The following is a 13154-nucleotide window of genomic DNA, read 5'->3' as shown; positions in this document are numbered from 1 at the left end:
CCCATGCTTCCTTGGGGGGGCCGAGACGGGGTCGTTAGTAGTAGGAGCCGGGACCGCCCGGGGCCCGGCTCCTGACGAATCACTGCTGCGCGTATTCACTCGGCAGCTTGAAGGTCCACAGCATGCCGCCCTGGTTGAAGTCCTTGATCACCTCGGCGACCTCGCCTCCCCACAGCGGCACCGCCCCGCCCCAGCCGGAAGCCACCGAGACGTACTGCTCACCGTCCATCTCCCAGGTTATCGGCGTGGCCACTACCCCGGAGCCGGTATTGAAGCCCCACAGTTCCTCGCCGGTGGTGGCGTCGAAGGCCTTCAGATACCCCTCCGGCGTGCCGGTGAAGACCAGGTTGCCAGCGGTGGCCATCACCCCACCCCAGAGCGGCGCGCGGTTCTCGTGCCGCCATACCTCCTCTCCGGTGCGCGGGTCGACGGCACGCAGCACGCCGATGTAGTCGTCGTTGGTGGGGCGAATCGTGAAGCCGGCGCCCAGGAACGCCGCACCCTTGCGGTAGGAAACCGGCTCGTTCCAGATGTCCATCATCCACTCGTTGGAGGGGATGTAGAACAGGCCGGTATCCTGGCTGTAGGCCATGGGATTCCAGTTCTTGGCGCCCAGGAAGGCCGGATAGGCGCCCACCGACTCGCCGCGTTCGCCCTCGCTATCGGCCGGATTGCCCGGGCGTCCGGCGGGATTGAAGATGGGCCGGCCATTTTCGTCCAGTCCATCGGCCCAGGTGATCTTGTCGGCGAAGGGGAAGCCGCGAATGAACTCGCCGTTCTCGCGATCGAGCACGTAGAAGAAGCCGTTGCGATCCGCCGTGGCGGCAGCCTTGACCAGGCTGCCGTTCTCCTCATAGTCGAAGGAGATCACCTCGTTGACGCCGTCATAGTCCCAGCCGTCATTGGGCGTGGCCTGGAAATGCCACTTGATGGTGCCGTCGTCGGGGTCGATCGCCAGGCGAGAGGACGTATAGAGGTTGTCGCCGGGACGCAGGTGGGAGTTCCAGGGCGCCGGGTTGCCGGTGCCGATCAGCAGGGAGTGGGTGTCCGCATCGTAGAATCCACCCAGCCAGGGCGCACCGCCGCCCTGCTGCCACATGTCGCCGGGCCAGCTCAGCCCCGCTTCGCCCCCGGTGATGCCGTTCTCGACGGCTTCGCCATTTTCAAAGACATACCCCATGTGCCCCTCGACCACGGGACGGGTCCAAAGCTCATCGCCCGTCTCGGCATCGAAGGCGAAGACGGTTCCCACCACGCCAAACTCGCCCCCGGCCACACCGGTGATCAGCTTGCCATCGATGATGATCGGCGCGGCGGTGATGGCATGCCCCGCCTCGTAGTCGGCCACCCGCTTGATCCACTGAACGCGACCGGTCTCGCGGTCGAGTGCCACCAGCCGCGCGTCCAGGGTGCCGAAATAGACCTTGTCGCCGTAGATGGCCGCGCCGCGGTTGATGACGTCGCAGCAGGGCATGATGCCGTCGGGCAGGCGCGCCTCGTACTGCCAGATCTGCTCACCGGTGTAGGCATCCACCGCCCACATGCGAGAGTAGGAGCCGGTCACGTACATTACACCGTCTTTCACCAGCGGCTGGGACTCCTGGCCACGCTGTTTCTCACCGCCGAAGGAGAAGGCCCATACCGGCCGCAGCTGGTGCACATTATCGGTATTGAGGGTCGTCAGCGGGCTGAAGCGCTGCCCGTGAAGGCCCATGCCGTTGGTCACCACCTGATCCGTGGCCAGGTGATCGTTGAGCATGTCCTCGAAGCTGACGGCCTGGGCCTGGGCTGAAACAGCCAGTGCAATGGCGGTCAGGGCAAGGGGCCTGGCCAGATTGCCGAGGGGGGTGGATTGAGTCATGACGGTCTCCGGAGGGACAGTAATTCAATGGAATTGTTGTTCGAACGCCAGCGCGCGTCTTGGCGCTGCGCCTTTCAATCTGGTGGATCTCGGCGTTCTCAGCCATGGCCAACAGGGACGACATTCCCTCCTCTCTTGGTCGTACGACCCGGGGATTCATCCATAAAAAAAGCCACCCGATCGCTGCAACTGATCAAGGTGGCAAGAGCCATGCACGGTAAGAAACGTCAGGCAGAATTGCGCTTACCCTCCCCCGGCCAGCGGCGACAACGCTTCACGCTCGTAGCGGCCATACAGGTGGGTCACGCTGCGAATCAGCTCATGGCGCGCGACCGCTATCTCATCGAACCGCTCAGGAATGGCCATGGCCATGACCTCGCTGGCGGTCAGGCCCTGGCCGGCCGCCTCCCTGAGGCTTGTATCCAGCCAGGCAAGATAATCGTGCATCTGATCGAAGGGCGCCGTGTCCTCCACCACCGGACCGTGGCCGGGCACCAGATAGCGAAAGTCGAGCGCTTCCAGTTCGCGCAATTCCTCACGCCAGACGTCGATGCCAGGCGTGTGCGGCGTGGTCGGCGCGCGCTGAAAGAACACCATGTCGGCGGCCAGCAGCACACCGGAGGCATGATCCAGCAGCACCAGGTCGGCCCCGGAATGGCCGCTCATGGCGATCAGCTCGATATCGCGACCGCCAATGGTCATCCGACCGGGCGTGACGCGCCGGGTGGGCAGCACGACCTCGGTGCCCCGCATCCAGTCACCGAGTGCCCTGTAGAGGTTTTCGGCGAAGTCGTCACCCTGGGCCTTGAGCAGTGCGATGGTATCGTCCAGCGCGTGAAGCCTTTGCGGGTCGAAGGCCTGGTTGCCGAACACATGGTCGGGATGATGATGGGAGAGAAAGACATGGGTAACGGGAAGGTCGGTGATCGAGGCGATGGCCTCCCGCATCTGCTCGCCGTAGCGCCGCGAAGGGCCGGTATCGAAGACCACCACACCCTCTGCGGTCAGGATAAAGGCGGTGTTGACGATATTGCCCCCGTTATCACGGGAAAAATCCTCCGTCACGCCTTCGATGACCCAGACATCCGGGGTGATTTCCACCGGTTCAAGGACGTACCGAAAGCTCTCGGCCGAAACACTGCCTCCACCAAGAATCAAGCTACCCAACAGCAGCATGGCGTATCGCATGATCAGCTACCCAGGTGACTTTCGAAGACGTTTCCGCCGTTGTCACGCATCCATAGCGTGAGCCCGGCCTCCTTCCCCTCGTGCTCCAGGTCAAAGACGAACAGCGGGTTCTCCGAGGCCGATTCGGACAGCGACATGGTGGCGAGTCGCGCCTGATTCGCGGCATCTCGCAGTTCCACATCCTCGATGTTGAATCGCGGAATGTTGCCCACCATCCCAGTGTCCATGGGATGCATGACCTGCAGCTTCAGGCGAGTGCTGGCCGGCCCACTGACCGGGCTGAATAGCGCACCGCGCATCTGGCCGAGGCTGGCCGCCCAGTCGGGATTGCTGGCCGTGGCGCTGGGCGCGGTGCAACCACCGCCGGCCGCATCCACATGGGCACTGCCGATGTGCCACACGCCCTGCTCATCCTGCACCGCCGCACGCACCGTGGAAGCCTGCTGGATACGGAAATTCAGGGCAATGCCCCGCACCTCGGTGGCTTCGGGCCGGAAGGTGAAGAGATGCGGTACCGGGTTGAGATCGACCCAGGTGATGACCTGCTTGACGGGCGAGCCGAAGCCGGGGAGATCCACCGTCAGGGGCACCTGGGTGGCGTCCTCGGCGAAGTGGGGCACCTTGAGCACCACCTGGTCGCTGTGCTGGACTACCGCCTCTTCGCCAAGATAGCGATTGAGGTTGTAGTGCCACATGGGCGAGCGAAAAGGGTCGTCCGGGATGGATGCCGCTGCTGTCACGGTTGAAGCCACCAGGCAGCCAACCGTCAGCGCAAGCCATCCGCAGCGTGCCAGCCAGAGCATCGCTTGTTGGCTCATCACGGTCACTCCGCCGGGCCGAGAACCTCGGCGTAGAAATCGGGCATACGATACTCGAGGGCATGGGCCTGGAAGATGTCATCGAGGCTGCCATCACGCACCGCGCGATCCACTATCGCCTCGACCGCGTAGCCCAACTGGCGATGGTTGTGGCGAACGGCCATGCCGATATCCCATTGCTGACGAGAGATGCCGGGCAGCAGTGGCTCGGCAAGCCGGAAGTCGTGTGCCGGATGGTGTGCCAGGTAATGTTCGAGCTCCCCGCGGATAGCCATGACCCCTGCCACTTCGCCGCGGGCCATGGCGGCAAAGGCGTCGCCCACGTTGCGATAGTGGCGAACGTTGTCGCGCAGTTGCCCACCCATCACGGCGGTCAGGTAGGTGGCCGGCAGGGTGTCGTACTCCGCGCCGATGCGCTGGTGGCGGAAGCTGCCCAGCGTCGCCTCTCCATCGAGTTGACCGGCATCGTAGGCGATGCCCCACTCTTCGCGCTGGTAGGGGCCGAACATCACCACGCTCTTGTTGATGTACTCACCGGTGGAGTCGCGCAGGTAGGAGAAGTTTTTGTCGTAGGGGACCCGCAGCATGACATCGGCCACCTGGGTCGGACGCAGGTAGTGTCCGCGGGAGACATTGTTGCCGAGATCTCGCCCCAGGCTGCTGCCGGGCTTGATCCAGAAGGGGCGGAATTCCAGGCCCAGCCCATCGGCGATGGCGCGTCCGATCTCGACGTCGATACCGCGTGGCCCTCCCGTATCGTCAATATAGGAGTAGGGGGGGAAATCCTCGTACAGCCCGATGTTGATATACCCGGAGGCCATCACTTCATCGAGGTTGCGCAGCGCCGGGCGCCGGAACAGCTCGGCGCTGGGATTGCTCTCCACCACCTCCGCCACGGCAACGCGCAGCACCTGCGGTGCCAACCCCTCCCCCCAGGCCGGTGCCTGGAACAGCATGAGCAACAGCAAGATCAAGGTTCGTTTCCACATGGCGCGCTTTCTCCCGAAGGCATGGCGACCGCTGAGTGGTTACCCCCGACTCACGGGGTCACCGACTCGATGTAAGTCTTGATGGCCCAGATGGCGGTCTGGTCGAGATTCGCCTTGAACGAGGGCATGCCCCGCTCGGTGCCCTTGATGACACGCTCCAGGTAGAACTCGTCATCCCACTCCTCGAGCTTGCGCAGGTCCGGCGTCAGCCCCCCCGACATGGCCTGGATGCCGTGACAGACGGCACAGTTGCCGCCATAACCACTCTCGCCCACCTGTATGGCCAGCTCATGGTAGTCGTCGTGTTGATTGCCGGGACGGAAGGGGTTCTCCATCAGCGGCGCCTCGCCCAGATCGGGCAACCCCTTGGTATCGACTTCCTGCGGCGTGACATCGCCATGCCCCAGGGCAGTGCCTGAAGCGCCCAGCAGCAGGCAGGCGCCGCAGATGGCGACGGCCTTGCGCACGGGAGTGACCAGGGCGTGGGCTAGAGCATGAGTCAGTGAAGTCATGGTTCGCATGAGGGCACCTGTCGTTGTGAGTTGTTGTGAGACGTCGTAGTCGTGAGATTCGGCAGTCGAGCAAGGCCGCAGGTCGCTGGTCTGCAGCGGTGTGAGTGGAGTCTAGGTAGCGCAGCGCCGCGTGCGCAGCGCCACTTTCCGGCCTCTCGCCCTCCTCCCTTGGTACTAGTCCTCTCTTCTCCCCCTGCTCCCGTCTTACGCCCTTGGAAGGAGAACAAGGGCCCCATGGTGTCATGGGACGGCACGACGCGAAGTGCTGAACTTGACGGCATGGCCACACGGTCGGCTGTCCTGCAACCCGAAGGAGAACAACAACATGTCCGCCACCTCTTGCCGTACTTCCCCTTGCCGTACTTCCCCTTGCCGTACTTCCCCTTGCCGTACTGTTCCTGCCCGCAAGCGTCCCACCGCACGCCGCCCTGCCGCCATGGGGCTGTTGGCCCTGGCCCTGAGCTTCACCACCGGCGCGGCCCTGGCGGCCGGCGACCTGGCCAACCGGCCCGAGCGCCTGGAGCGCCTGGTGATCGGCACCGGCGAGAGCATGCTCGGAGTGTCGGTGCGTGAGCATCAACTGGAAACCGGCCAGTCCTACCGGCTGGTGGTCGAAGCCACGGGCATGCAGGAGTGCGCCTGGGTGGCCCCCGGCTTCTTCAAGAATGCCTGGTTGCGCAAGATCGAGGTGGGCAACGTGGAGATCAAGGCACCCACCCTGACCGAGCTGGAGTTCGAGCGTGAAGGCGAGGCCGAGCTGTTCTTCGTGCCCATCCGCCCCGGCACCTACGAATGGGCCTGCGCGGGACTGGAGGAGCGGGGCGTGACCGGCACCTTCGTCGTGCAGTGATGCCCCGTTTTCGACCCTTCTCGACCAGGAGATGTCATGGACACTTCCCAGCAAATGCGACGCCTTGTCTACGGACTGGCACTGGGTGGCTGGCTGCTGGCCCCCTTGGCCAATGCCGACGAGATGAGCCTGCGATATGGCTACCTGCAGTGGCAGCCCGATCGCGGCCCGGCACTGGCCCAGCTGACCCCCGAGCCCGAGGATTCGGGCCTGCAGGGTGCCCGCCTGGGGATCAGCGACAACATGAGCACTGGCCGCTTCCTCGGCCAGAGCCATGAACTCGAGAGCATCATTGCCGCCAGCGAGGACGCCTTGCTGGAAGCGCTCTCGGCCATGCTCGAGGACGATATCGGCCTGATAGTGCTGAACGTGCCGGCGCAGACCCTGCGCAAGGCCGTCGAGATCAACGGCGACCAGGCCCTGCTGTTCAACGCGGCGGCCCGGGATGTGTCGCTTCGCCTCGACGACTGCTCACCCTACTTGCTGCACACCGCCCCCAGCCACGCCATGTTGACCGACGCCCTGGCCCAATGGCTCAGCTGGCGGCGCTGGCGCTCGGTGTTCCTGATCAGCGGCCAGACCGAAGACGACCAGGCCTGGGCCGATGCCTTCCGCCGATCCGCCGAGAAATTCGCCTTGCGGGTGGTCGCCGACAAGGAGTGGACCTTCGAGGCCGACATGCGCCGCAACGCGTCCGCCGAGCTGCCACTGTTCACCCAGGGGCCCGACTATGACGTGGTGGTAGTCGCCGACGAGCGCAACGACTTCGGCGATTTCGTGCCCTTCAATACCTGGCTGCCACGTCCCGTGGCCGGCACCCAGGGCATGGCGGCGGATGCCTGGCACCCCGCCGTGGAAGCCTGGGGAGCGGCGCAGCTGCAGAACCGCTTCCACAAGCAGGCCGAACGCCACATGACCGGCACCGACTATGCCGCCTGGGCGGCGATACGCGCCGTGGGCGAGGCAATGACACGTACCGAAAGCGCCGACATGCCCACCCTGCGCGACTACCTGCTCGGCGACGACTTCGAACTGGCCGCCTTCAAGGGTCGTCCGCTCAGCTTCCGCGACTGGAACGGTCAGCTGCGCCAGCCGGTGCCCCTCGCCCACCCCAACAGCCTGGTGGGCATGGCGCCCTTCGAAGGCTTTCTGCATCAGCACACCGAGCTCGACACCCTGGGCTACGACCGCCCGGAAAGCCGCTGCCACCTGCGCGACTGAGACCCGCTCCCTGACCTGCACCGAAGGAACCGATCATGAAAATCGCCACCCGCCTAGCCACCCTCTGCCTGACCCTGGGCCTCTCCACACCGCTATGGGCCCAAAGCCTGGCCTATGTCTCCAACGAGCGCGACAACACCATCTCGATCATCGACATGGCCTCCCTCGAGGTGATCGACACTATCGCCGTCGGCCAGCGCCCGCGGGGCATTCTGCTGTCGCCCGACGAAGACCTGCTCTACATCTGCGCCAGCGACGACGATGCTGTGGAGATCCTCGACCTGGGAACCCGACAGGTCATCGACACCCTGCCCTCCGGCGAGGATCCCGAGCAGTTCGCCCTGCATCCCAACGGCCGGCATCTCTATATTGCCAACGAGGATGACGCCCTGGTCACCGTGCTGGACGTGGATACCAAACGCGTGCTGGCACAGATCGAAGTGGGCATCGAGCCCGAAGGCATGGGCGTCAGCTACGACGGCCGCTGGGCGGTGAACACCAGCGAGACCTCCAACATGCTGCACTGGATCAACACCGAGACCTTCGAGATCGAGAAGAACATCGTCATCGGCGCCCGCCCGCGCCACGTGGAGTTCACCCACGACGATGCCCTGCTGTGGGCCTCGGCGGAGATCGGCGGTACCGTGCATATCATCGATGTCGAGAGCCTCGAAGAGATCCACACCATCGACTTCCGCATCCCCGGCGTGAACCAGGACCGCGTCCAGCCTGTCGGCATACAGCTCACCTCCGACGGTCGCTATGCCTTCGTCGCCCTTGGACCGGCCAATCACATCGCGGTGGTGGATGCCCAGACCTTCGAGGTGCTCGACTACCTGCTGGTGGGCGCCCGGGTATGGCAGGTCGCGCTGAGCCCCGACGAGAAGACCCTGCTGACCACCAACGGCGTCAGCGGCGATGTCTCGGTGATCGACGTCGACAAGCTCGAGGTGGTCAAGACCATCAGCGTGGGCCGCTTCCCCTGGGGCGTGCGCATCACCTCGGGTACCGAGTCGTGATCATGGAAGCCCGGGGCATCGGCTATCGCTATCGGCGCCAGCCCGTCCTGCAGGAGGTCAGCTTCACGCTGGCCTCCGGCCGTTTCCACGCCCTGCTCGGGCCCAACGGGGCCGGCAAGTCGACCCTGTTCGGCCTGATGACCCGCCTTCTCGCCCTGCAGCAGGGCGACCTGCGCCTCGGCGAGCGGTCGCTCAGGCATCAGCCCGCCGCCGTGATGCGCCATATCGGAGCCGTCTTTCAGCAGAACGCCCTGGACCTTGACCTCAGCGTGAGCCAGAACCTGCTCTACCATGCGGCCTTGCACGGCATGTCGCCGCGTGAGGGTCGGCGACGCTGCGGCGAGGAGCTGGAGCGCCAGCAGCTGACCGAACATGCCCGCATGCCGGTACGCCGGCTCAACGGCGGCCACCGCAGGCGGGTGGAGATCGCCCGTGCCATGCTGCACAGCCCTGCCCTGCTGCTGCTCGACGAGCCCACCGCCGGGCTCGATCTCGACAGCCGAGCGGCCCTCGGTGCCCACGTTCGCCAGCTATGCCGGGATCGCCAGGTCACCGTGCTCTGGGCGACCCACCTCATCGAAGAGATCGCGCCGGAGGACCAGGTGCTGGTGCTGCACCGCGGGCGCCTGCTGGCCGACGAGCCGGGCGATGCGCTTTGCCGACGACACGGCGGCATCAGCCTCACCGACACCTTCAACGCCTTGACCCGGGAGGCACTCGCATGACGCCGCGCGACTACTGGTACTGCTTCGTCGGGGTGCAGAAGCGGGAGTGGCTGCGCTTCTGGCAGCAACGCACCCGGTTTGCCAGCGCCCTGGTGCGCCCCTTGCTGTGGCTGGTGGTGTTCGCCGCGGGCTTTCGCATGGTGCTGGGCGTATCGATCATTCCCCCCTATGTGACCTACATCACCTACGAGACCTATATCGTGCCCGGCCTGTGCGGCATGATCATCCTGTTCAACTCGATGCAGGGCGCGCTCTCCATGGTCTACGACCGTGAGCTCGGCTCCATGCGCGTCTTGCTCACCAGCCCGCTGCCTCGCCCCTTCCTGCTCTTGACCAAGCTGCTGGCCATGGGCAGCGTCTCGGTCATCCAGGTCTATGTCTTCCTGCTGATCGCCCGCTGGGGCGTCGGCGTGCGCCCACCCCTGGAAGGCTACCTGGCGGTGCTGCCGGCGCTGCTGCTGGCCGCGCTGATGCTGGGTGCCCTGGGCCTGCTGATCGCCACCTGGGTCAAGCAGCTGGAGAACTTCGCCGGGGTGATGAACTTCGTGATCTTTCCCATGTTCTTCCTCTCCTCGGCGCTCTATCCGCTATGGCGCATGCAGGAGGCGAGCCCCTGGATCTACCAACTGTGCCGGCTCAACCCCTTCACCCATGCGGTGGAGCTGGTGCGTTTTGCCCTCTACGGGCAGTGGAACGGTGAAGCGGTGGCCATCACCCTGGGCGTGACCCTGGCCCTTTCGGCGCTGGCCATCGGCGGCTTTCGGCCCCAGCGTACGCGGCTACTGGGCGCACACCTCAGCTAGACTCTAGACCGGGGCTCCGCCGGCCAGCGCAGCGTCGGCGGCGGCCCCTCTGCCCAGCGCCTCCAAGCGCCTGGCCAGACCGGCAACTGCATCGGGGTGATCGTCCACCGCCTCGTCATGCTCGAGGCGGGCGGGGCGCCCGGTCAGGTACCAGACGCGGTTGGCCAGGGCCGCGGCATCGCGCACTTCGTGGGTGACACAGATCATGGCCATCCGCGGCGTCCGGTCGAGCAGCTCGCGTATCAGCGCCTGAAGCTCGGCCGCCCGGTGTGGATCGAGGGAGGCGAATGGCTCGTCCAGCAGGAGAAGCTCGGGGCGCACCGCCAGGCAGCGCGCCAGAGCGGCACGCCGGGCCATGCCCAGCGAGAGCTGGTCGGGAAAGTGTTCGCCATAGCCGTCGAGTCCGACCTGCGCCAGCAGCGAACTCACCTGGTCACTGCGTACACCGACCAGCCGCAGGTTGTCGTGCAGCGTGCGCCAGGGCAGCAGTCGGTGCTCCTGGAACAGGTAGCCGATGCGCAGCGCAGGGCGCGGCTGGCCAGTCTCCAGGCCGGCCAGACGATTGAGCAGCGTGGTCTTGCCGGTGCCGGAAGGGCCCAGCAGGCAGATGCGGTCGCCGTGGCGAATGCACAGCGTCATGGGCGACAGGACGGGATGGTCGGGAGGCGTGGCGAAATCAAGCATGCTGGGCTCCCGAACGGCGCCAGCGCGAGGCACGCCGCTCCAGCGGTTGCAGGATGACGAGCTCGATCAGTTGCACGATGGCAATGAAGGCCAAACTGTAGGCCAGCAGGCCGGCCACGTCGAAGACCTGAAAGGCCAGGTGCAGCTGGAAACCGACCCCGTCGGAGCGCCCCAGCAGCTCGACCACCAGGACGATCTTCCAGATCAGCGCCAGGCCGCCCCGGGTGGCCGCCATCAGGTAGGGAAACAGCTGAGGCACCCAGACGTGCAGTAGCCGCTGGCCGGGCGAGAACGCGTAGACCCGGGCCATCTGTTCCAGTCGCGGATCCAGGCTGCGCGCGCCCTCACGCAGCGTGACGGCCACGTTGGGTATCTTGTTGATGACAACCGCGAGTATCGCGGCGGCCTCCACCAGGCCGAACCAGACGTAGAGCAGGATGATCAGCACCAGCGCCGGCAGGTTGAGCAGCAGCACCAGCAGCGGGTCGAGCAGCGCATTGACCAGCGGCAATCGTCCCATGGCGATACCCACCAGGGCACCCAACGCCATGGCCAGGGTGAAGCTGATCGCCACCCGCTGCAGGGTTATCGCCAGGTGACGCTGCAGTTCACCGCTGGCCGCCTCATGCTGCAGGGTATGCAGTACGGCCAGCGGCGAAGGCAGTAGCGAGGTGTCGAGCTGCCAGGCCATCAGCCACCAGAACACCACCAGCAGTGGCAGGACGACCCAGTAGGCCAACGGCGACGCCTTCACCGTTCGTCACTCGGCGCCTGGACGAACAGCGACGCGGGCATCGTCTCGCCCGGCGTCACGCCGGCCAGTTCCAGCAGCCGCTGCAGCGCCTGGATACGCGGCGCGTCCAGCGGCTCGGGAATGCCCTGCACGTAACCCTGGCGCAGCGCTTCGAAGTGCTCATCGTCGCTGACACGCATGAGCGGACGCAGGGCCGCCCAGTGCTCCGGCTCGTCGCGCAGTTCCCGCTTGGTATGCGCTACGGCGCGGGCAAACTGCGCCACCAACGCCTCCTGTTCGAGCGCCCAAGCCTCATGAAAGACATAGCCAAGGATCGGCAGCCTCGTGGGGATATCCAGGCTCGCCAGCACCGATGCCATGGGCAGCGCCACTTCGGCGTCGCCCGCGGCCGTCAGCTCGGCGGCGAAATGCCAGAAGGTCACCAGCACATCGAGCTGGCCGCGCTTGAGCGACTGGCTCAGCAGCGGCGGCGCGCCGAACTGCACCCGGGCCTCGCGCTCCAGCGTGATGCCCCGGGCCTGTGCCGCACGTGTCAACAGCACCCAGCTCTTGCTGTCGGGGCCGCCGGCCACGCCGATGCGCTTGTCGCGCAGATCCTCGATGTCGCGGATGGCCTGCCCCGGTGCCGCCAGCACATCGCCCAGCTGGGAAGAGTAGGGTAGATAGCGAAAGGACTGACCGGCCTCATGGCGGGCCTGGGCCCAGGTCAGGTCGACCACGGCCCCGTCCACATCGCCGCTGGAGACGGCGATTCGCGAGGCTGGCAGGTTGGCCACCAGGCGTACCTGCAGGTCGAATCCCGCCTCTCGGTCGAAGCCATGCCGCTTGAGGTGATCGAGCTCCCAGTGGGCGGTGCCGAACTGCAGCACGCTGAGCCGCAGCGTCGGCAGCTCGGCATGCAGGGATTCGGCACCTCCCAGCAGCAGTACGACGATCAGGGTGCGTACCAGCGCAAGGGATGTAAGCGGTGTGCGTAATGTCATGTGGTCAGCCTAGGGGGCTACCCGCCGCGGCAGAATAGTACTTTCGTGCCTGTCACCTCGCGACAAAGGTGCAATTCCGATGCAGTATAAAAGACGGTCCCATAGGAGCATCAGCCCACAGGATCATGCCCATGGTGGTCGCGAAGCGGCATCTGGCCACGCTGCTCTTGCCAGCGCTCTGCTCGACACTCCCCCTCGCCTCGGCGGCGATGGATGATCCCTTGCTCTTCTCCGAGCAAGGCTATCGCATCGACCGCTACCGCAGCCCCACCCCCGAGACGGCACCCGGCGCTGCCACGGTGGACACGGGTGAGGTCGTGGCCCTGTTGAACGCCACGCCGCCAGCACTGCCGGTGGATGTAATCAACCTCACCTTCCACCACGGCCGTTTCCTGCCAACCGAGCCACACCACTCCCTGCCGGGGGCGCTGTGGCTGCCCAACACTGGCCTTGGCCACCTGGGAGACGAGTGGTACTACAGCCGCCACGACTGGGTGGGCTACCTGCTCGACGAGGTCACCGTCGCCAGCGGCAATGACATGAGCCATCCGATCGTGGTGGTGTGTCGTTCCGACTGCTGGCTATCCTGGAACGCCGTCAAGCGCCTTGCCGAAGCGGGATTTCAACGACTTTACTGGTATCGTGACGGCATCGACAGCTGGGAAGCCGCCGGCCACCTCCTGGAGATCGCCACGCCCCGCCCACCACCCTTTGCTAACGCCGAGTCTCCCTGAAGCATTGCCACGA

General features: G+C 65.5%; 14 protein-coding genes. 6 read left to right on the top strand and 8 right to left on the bottom strand.

Going from position 1 to position 13154, the window contains the following annotated elements; genetic code table 11:
• Nucleotides 1-79: 79 nt before the first annotated feature.
• From LY622_RS20330 to pedF, 5 genes are all read right to left on the bottom strand, one after another.
• On the bottom strand, nucleotides 80-1861 hold the full coding sequence (locus LY622_RS20330) for a PQQ-dependent methanol/ethanol family dehydrogenase (RefSeq protein WP_234292555.1): 1782 nt from the start codon (nucleotides 1859-1861) through the stop codon (nucleotides 80-82).
• A 243-nt stretch (nucleotides 1862-2104) separates the two neighbouring features.
• Entirely contained in the window at nucleotides 2105-3049 is a 945-nt protein-coding gene (locus tag LY622_RS20325) for a quinoprotein relay system zinc metallohydrolase 1 (protein ID WP_234292554.1), read from the bottom strand.
• A gap of 2 nt (nucleotides 3050-3051) precedes the next feature.
• Nucleotides 3052-3867: a quinoprotein dehydrogenase-associated SoxYZ-like carrier gene (locus LY622_RS20320; protein WP_234292553.1), complete on the bottom strand. Its 816-nt coding sequence runs from the start codon at nucleotides 3865-3867 to the stop codon at nucleotides 3052-3054.
• Between the two features lie 5 nt (nucleotides 3868-3872).
• Complete coding sequence (locus tag LY622_RS20315) at nucleotides 3873-4856, bottom strand: substrate-binding periplasmic protein (protein ID WP_234292552.1); 984 nt, start codon at nucleotides 4854-4856, stop codon at nucleotides 3873-3875.
• A gap of 50 nt (nucleotides 4857-4906) precedes the next feature.
• A complete protein-coding gene (gene pedF, locus LY622_RS20310; protein ID WP_234292551.1) occupies nucleotides 4907-5377 on the bottom strand; it encodes a cytochrome c-550 PedF in 471 nt (156 codons plus the stop codon).
• Nucleotides 5378-5693: 316 nt separating this feature from the next.
• Between pedF and LY622_RS20305 the strand changes: the two genes are divergently transcribed.
• Genes LY622_RS20305 through LY622_RS20285 form a run of 5 tightly spaced genes read left to right on the top strand, consistent with a single transcriptional unit; the run spans nucleotide 5694 to nucleotide 9986 of the window.
• The gene (locus LY622_RS20305) at nucleotides 5694-6218 is read left to right on the top strand and encodes a cupredoxin domain-containing protein (protein ID WP_234292550.1); all 525 of its coding nucleotides are present in this window, start codon (nucleotides 5694-5696) and stop codon (nucleotides 6216-6218) included.
• Between the two features lie 36 nt (nucleotides 6219-6254).
• Complete coding sequence (locus LY622_RS20300) at nucleotides 6255-7439, top strand: ABC transporter substrate-binding protein (RefSeq protein WP_234292549.1); 1185 nt, start codon at nucleotides 6255-6257, stop codon at nucleotides 7437-7439.
• Between the two features lie 35 nt (nucleotides 7440-7474).
• The gene (locus LY622_RS20295; protein ID WP_234292548.1) at nucleotides 7475-8458 is read left to right on the top strand and encodes a PQQ-dependent catabolism-associated beta-propeller protein; all 984 of its coding nucleotides are present in this window, start codon (nucleotides 7475-7477) and stop codon (nucleotides 8456-8458) included.
• A gap of 2 nt (nucleotides 8459-8460) precedes the next feature.
• Entirely contained in the window at nucleotides 8461-9183 is a 723-nt protein-coding gene (locus LY622_RS20290) for an ATP-binding cassette domain-containing protein (protein WP_234292765.1), read from the top strand.
• Nucleotides 9180-9986 carry an ABC transporter permease gene (locus LY622_RS20285; RefSeq protein ID WP_234292547.1) on the top strand — a complete coding sequence of 269 codons (807 nt, stop codon included), beginning with the start codon at nucleotides 9180-9182 and terminating at the stop codon, nucleotides 9984-9986. Before LY622_RS20290 ends, LY622_RS20285 begins: the two co-directional genes overlap by 4 nt.
• Nucleotides 9987-9989: 3 nt before the next feature.
• On the opposite strand, the gene LY622_RS20280 is transcribed toward LY622_RS20285, so the two are convergent.
• From LY622_RS20280 to LY622_RS20270, 3 genes are read right to left on the bottom strand one after another with little or no spacing between them, the layout of a single operon-like run.
• Nucleotides 9990-10670 carry an ABC transporter ATP-binding protein gene (locus LY622_RS20280; protein WP_234292546.1) on the bottom strand — a complete coding sequence of 227 codons (681 nt, stop codon included), beginning with the start codon at nucleotides 10668-10670 and terminating at the stop codon, nucleotides 9990-9992.
• Complete coding sequence (locus LY622_RS20275; RefSeq protein WP_234292545.1) at nucleotides 10663-11409, bottom strand: ABC transporter permease; 747 nt, start codon at nucleotides 11407-11409, stop codon at nucleotides 10663-10665. The genes LY622_RS20280 and LY622_RS20275 overlap by 8 nt, the downstream gene beginning before the upstream one ends.
• An 11-nt stretch (nucleotides 11410-11420) precedes the next feature.
• Nucleotides 11421-12407, bottom strand: coding sequence for an ABC transporter substrate-binding protein (locus tag LY622_RS20270; RefSeq protein WP_234292544.1), 987 nt, complete (start codon nucleotides 12405-12407; stop codon nucleotides 11421-11423).
• Nucleotides 12408-12538: 131 nt separating this feature from the next.
• Here LY622_RS20270 and LY622_RS20265 point away from each other — a divergent pair, with 131 nt between their 5' ends.
• Nucleotides 12539-13141 carry a rhodanese-like domain-containing protein gene (locus LY622_RS20265; RefSeq protein WP_234292543.1) on the top strand — a complete coding sequence of 201 codons (603 nt, stop codon included), beginning with the start codon at nucleotides 12539-12541 and terminating at the stop codon, nucleotides 13139-13141.
• The last annotated feature ends 13 nt before the right edge of the window (nucleotides 13142-13154 follow it).

Source organism: Halomonas alkalisoli (assembly GCF_021412585.1).
GTDB lineage: Bacteria > Pseudomonadota > Gammaproteobacteria > Pseudomonadales > Halomonadaceae > Halomonas > Halomonas alkalisoli.
This window is presented reverse-complemented; position numbering and strand designations above follow the sequence as displayed.

Bases quoted from the DNA above. Each gene is read 5' to 3' on its own strand.
- LY622_RS20265 (WP_234292543.1), top strand. From the start codon at position 12,539: ATGGTGGTCGCGAAGCGGCATCTGGCCACGCTGCTCTTGCCAGCGCTC.
- LY622_RS20290 (WP_234292765.1), top strand. From the start codon at position 8,461: ATGGAAGCCCGGGGCATCGGCTATCGCTATCGGCGCCAGCCCGTCCTG.
- pedF (WP_234292551.1), bottom strand. From the start codon at position 5,377: ATGCGAACCATGACTTCACTGACTCATGCTCTAGCCCACGCCCTGGTC.
- LY622_RS20325 (WP_234292554.1), bottom strand. From the start codon at position 3,049: ATGCGATACGCCATGCTGCTGTTGGGTAGCTTGATTCTTGGTGGAGGC.
- LY622_RS20320 (WP_234292553.1), bottom strand. From the start codon at position 3,867: ATGAGCCAACAAGCGATGCTCTGGCTGGCACGCTGCGGATGGCTTGCG.
- LY622_RS20270 (WP_234292544.1), bottom strand. From the start codon at position 12,407: ATGACATTACGCACACCGCTTACATCCCTTGCGCTGGTACGCACCCTG.
- LY622_RS20330 (WP_234292555.1), bottom strand. From the start codon at position 1,861: ATGACTCAATCCACCCCCCTCGGCAATCTGGCCAGGCCCCTTGCCCTG.
- LY622_RS20315 (WP_234292552.1), bottom strand. From the start codon at position 4,856: ATGTGGAAACGAACCTTGATCTTGCTGTTGCTCATGCTGTTCCAGGCA.
- LY622_RS20285 (WP_234292547.1), top strand. From the start codon at position 9,180: ATGACGCCGCGCGACTACTGGTACTGCTTCGTCGGGGTGCAGAAGCGG.
- LY622_RS20305 (WP_234292550.1), top strand. From the start codon at position 5,694: ATGTCCGCCACCTCTTGCCGTACTTCCCCTTGCCGTACTTCCCCTTGC.
- LY622_RS20300 (WP_234292549.1), top strand. From the start codon at position 6,255: ATGGACACTTCCCAGCAAATGCGACGCCTTGTCTACGGACTGGCACTG.
- LY622_RS20295 (WP_234292548.1), top strand. From the start codon at position 7,475: ATGAAAATCGCCACCCGCCTAGCCACCCTCTGCCTGACCCTGGGCCTC.
- LY622_RS20280 (WP_234292546.1), bottom strand. From the start codon at position 10,670: ATGCTTGATTTCGCCACGCCTCCCGACCATCCCGTCCTGTCGCCCATG.